This window comes from Tistrella bauzanensis (assembly GCF_014636235.1).
In the GTDB taxonomy this organism is placed as follows: Bacteria; Pseudomonadota; Alphaproteobacteria; order Tistrellales; family Tistrellaceae; genus Tistrella; species Tistrella bauzanensis.
In genome coordinates this window covers 1-3,705 of the sequence record NZ_BMDZ01000142.1, presented here as the reverse complement: position 1 = coordinate 3,705, position 3,705 = coordinate 1, and the positions used below count along the sequence as shown (strand labels likewise).

Below are 3,705 nucleotides of genomic sequence, written 5' to 3'. Positions count from 1 at the left end.
TCGCTTGGTCAATCTGGCGACGCACCCATCAGGCCCAAGCAAAGCTCGCTCACATCAGGAGAAATACGCAACTGTAATGCTAATGGGTCGGGCGCTATCATCCCCCGATCACCCGCGCTTCCGGAGCCGCTCTCATGCGTTTCGTGCTCATCGGCCTCGATGGCCTGCGTCCCGAACTGGTGACACCCGCGCGGATGCCGGCGCTGTCACGGCTGATGGCCGAGGGTTGCGTGCTGGGCCGCCAATCCGCCTCCTTCCCGACCGAGACCTATGTCAACCTGCCGACCCTGGTCACCGGCGCCCGGCCATCGGGCCACGGCATGGTGGCGAATTTCTTCCTCGACCCCCGGGTCGATGCCCGCGAGCGGTTCGAGGGTTTCGACATCGCCAAGATCGAGAAGGCGACCGCCGCCTATGACGGCCGGCTGTACACCACACCCACCCTCGGCGAGATGCTGGCGGCGGATGGCCGGCGGCTGAAGGTGCTGTCGGCCAATTCGGCCGGCAGCGTGCGGCTGAAGCAGCCGGTCACGCTTCTGGATGCGCTGTGCCTGTCGGTCCACCAGCCCGCGGCCTCGTTTCCCGTGGCCGAGGTTCAGGCGATCATCGACCGGGTGGGTCCGCCGCCGGCGCCCAAATCCTATCCCGATATCATAGGCGGGCGCTGGATGACCGATGCCTTCCTGGCCGCCATCGCCCCCGACCTGCCGGATGTCACCATCCTGTGGTATGGTGAGCCGGATAACGCCTATCACATCTTCGGCATCGGATCCGACACCGCCCTTGACGCGATGCGCGCAGTGGATGACGAGATCGCCCGGCTGGTCGCGTGGTGGCAGGCGGAAGGCCGCGACCGCGACGTTCAACTTGTGGTGGTGTCTGATCACGCCCATATCACCCAGACCCGCCGCATCGATCTGGCCGCCCAGTTGCGCCATGCGGGCTTCACCGTCGACCGTCATCTGGCCGATGGCGCCGATATCGCATTGGTGCCCGGCTATTGCGGCAATCTGCTGGTCCGCGACCGGGCGCCGGCGCTGGCGGCCCATGTGGCGGCGGCGCTGATGGAGATGGACGAGATCGGCATGGTGTTCTCGGGCCCCGCCGCGCCGGCAGCACCACGTGTGCCCCGCCGGCCCGAGGGCATCGTCGCCGAGGGCATCATTCCTGGCACATTCGACCGGCGGCTGGTGGGGATCGACCACCCCCGCGCGGCCGATCTGGTATTCATCCTGCGCAACAGCGACCAGGCCGACCAGTGGGGGCTCGCCGGCACCTGCCTGCACGACAACAGCCTGGGCGACGGGGTCGGCATCAATGGCGGGCTGCACCCGGCCGAGATCCGCAGCCTGGCGGTGTTTGCCGGCAGCGCCTTCCGCGCCGGCGCCGTGGTCGATACCGCGACCGGCATGGCCGATATCGTGCCGACCCTGCTGGCGCTGACCGGCCAGGCCGGCCGGATCGCCGCCGCTCCCCATGGCGGCCGGCCGGTATGGGAGGCGATGGCCGATCCGGCGGCGGCCGCACGCCTGAACCGGATCGACCCGGCCGCCATCGCCGATGCCGTCGCCCGCCCCGATACCATACAGACCCTCACCACCGGCACCGGCCGCTTCACGCAGAGCCTGGACCGGCTGATCCGCGACGACCGGGCCCATGTCACCGCCGGCCGCCGGCTCTGAACCGACGGCGGCCGTGGCAGGGCGCGGCGGTGACATCACCGCGATATCGCGCGGGCATGTCTGGTTCCCGGCGCGATAAACCCTTATCTTGAATGCCATGACACAATCGCGCCGGTCCGCTTTCCATCCGCTTCGCCTCGCCACCGCCTCGCTGCTGGCGGCGATGGCGGCCAGCTGCGCGCCCATGGCGCATGAGCCTGACGATCTGCCGCCCGAGGGGATCATCCTGCCCAGCACCGATCCGATCATCGTGATGACGCCCGATGGCCGGCCGGTGCCGGCTGATCCCGGCCTGGACCAGCCGATCCTCCATGATCCGGCCGTGTGGCAACCGGTGGTGTGGCCGCCGGGCAGTGTGGCGCCACAGCCGCCGGCCGCGGTCGACGCGCTGCTCGATGCCGGCATGGCGCGGCGGTTCGAAACCATGGCGCGGCTGAAGGCCGACAACCGGGTGACCGCGAAACTGGCCGCCGACCGCCGGGCGGTCAATCTGGGCGGGCTGCTGCCGCTGTCCTATCCAGCCTCGGTCACCATCGATCCGCTGATGCCGGCCCCCACCCCGGCCGAGACCATGGCCCGGTTCCGGGCGCTGGACCAGATGGTCGTCGATCGGGTGATGACCCAGGGCGAGGCCCAGGCGGAACGCGCCCGCATCGTCGATGCGGTGCTGCCGCCGGCACCACCCCAGCCGCTGCCGGCGCCACAGGTGATGACCGCGACCGAACTGGCCGACCATGGCCGGCGCATCGACGCCTGGCTGCGCCGTGGCCTAATCACGGTCACCGAGGCCAGCGCCGAGCGCAGCCGGGTCATCGATCTGACCCGCCAGATCGAGATGCAGGCGGCGATGCAGGCAGCACCGGAGCCGGCGCCACCGGTCGAGCCGCTGGCCCCATCGCCTTCCATACCCCCTGCGACACCGGCCCTGCCCGTGCATGACGGACCCGCCGCGCCCCCGCGCGAGCTGCCGCCGCCACAGATCACCCCGGCCACCCCCACGCCGCCGGTTCTGCCCGCCGGCTATCCGGGCCTCGCCCCCTATCCCGGCGAGACGGTGCCCGAGCCGGGCCGGCCGGTCAGTCTGGTGCCGGCGACAGGGTGATCGGCGACGGCCAGCCTGGGTGGGCGGCGGTTTGAATGAGTTTATCCATTTTTACCGGAAATCTGGTATAAACGGGTAAATTCGTTATAGGAGGCGCCATATGGATCCGGTTCGCAATCCATTCGCACCTGGCGCGGGCAATCCACCGCCTGAACTTGCCGGTCGTTCGGCCGTTCTCGACGGTATCGGCGTCACCCTCCGCCGCATCGCCCTGGGCAAGCCTGCTCAAAGCAGCATTCTGGTGGGGCTTCGTGGGGTTGGCAAAACCGTATTGCTGACACGTATCGACGACACCGCCCAGCGGGAAGCATTCAAAACGCTCTATATCGAAGCGCATGAGGACAAATCCCTTCCGGAGCTTCTGGTTCCAGGACTGCGGAAAATACTGATCTCACTGAGTCTGATTGAGTTGGGCAGGAGTTCGGCACGGCAGGCCCTTCGCGTTCTGAGCGGTTTTGTCAGGTCGATCAAGATGAAAGTGCACGACATAGATCTTGAGCTGGGAATTGATCCGGAAATCGGGGCGGCGGATAGCGGTGATCTTGAGGCGGACCTGCCAAGTTTGTTCTTATCGATCGGGCGGGCCGCAAAATCAGCCGGCGCCCCGATCGTCATACTGATCGACGAAATGCAGTATCTCAAAAAAAAGGAATTCAGCGCGCTCATCATGGCCATCCATCGCACCAGCCAGGCGAATCTGCCTGTCACACTGGTGGGAGCCGGGCTACCACAGATCCTTGGATTGGCCGGCGATTCCAAATCTTACGCCGAACGTCTTTTCAAGTATCCGAAGATTGGGGCACTTGATGAACATGACGCACGAGATGCCATCCTGGGGCCCATAGAGCCTGTTGCAGAATGGGTCTTCGGAATGTGTCGCGATCGCAGTGAGATCCGCCCTTGAGCCTGCGGCCGGCGCCT

The 3,705-nt window shown here is 67.0% G+C and carries 3 protein-coding genes; all 3 read left to right on the top strand.

What is annotated here, in order from left to right; genetic code table 11:
• Positions 1–134: 134 nt before the first annotated feature.
• The 3 genes from IEW15_RS25010 to IEW15_RS25000 all read left to right on the top strand — a co-directional run bounded on the left by IEW15_RS25010 (position 135) and on the right by IEW15_RS25000 (position 3,688).
• Positions 135–1,682, top strand: a complete 1,548-nt coding sequence (locus tag IEW15_RS25010) for an alkaline phosphatase family protein (protein ID WP_188583185.1) — start codon at positions 135–137, stop codon at positions 1,680–1,682.
• Positions 1,683–1,779: 97 nt separating this feature from the next.
• Positions 1,780–2,784, top strand: coding sequence for a serine/threonine-protein kinase (locus IEW15_RS25005; protein WP_188583183.1), 1,005 nt, complete (start codon positions 1,780–1,782; stop codon positions 2,782–2,784).
• Positions 2,785–2,884: 100 nt separating this feature from the next.
• Positions 2,885–3,688: an ATP-binding protein gene (locus IEW15_RS25000; protein WP_188583181.1), complete on the top strand. Its 804-nt coding sequence runs from the start codon at positions 2,885–2,887 to the stop codon at positions 3,686–3,688.
• Positions 3,689–3,705: the final 17 nt, after the last annotated feature.

Coding starts and splice junctions, on each gene's coding strand:
- IEW15_RS25000 (WP_188583181.1), top strand. CDS start 2,885: ATGGATCCGGTTCGCAATCCATTCGCACCTGGCGCGGGCAATCCACCG.
- IEW15_RS25010 (WP_188583185.1), top strand. CDS start 135: ATGCGTTTCGTGCTCATCGGCCTCGATGGCCTGCGTCCCGAACTGGTG.
- IEW15_RS25005 (WP_188583183.1), top strand. CDS start 1,780: ATGACACAATCGCGCCGGTCCGCTTTCCATCCGCTTCGCCTCGCCACC.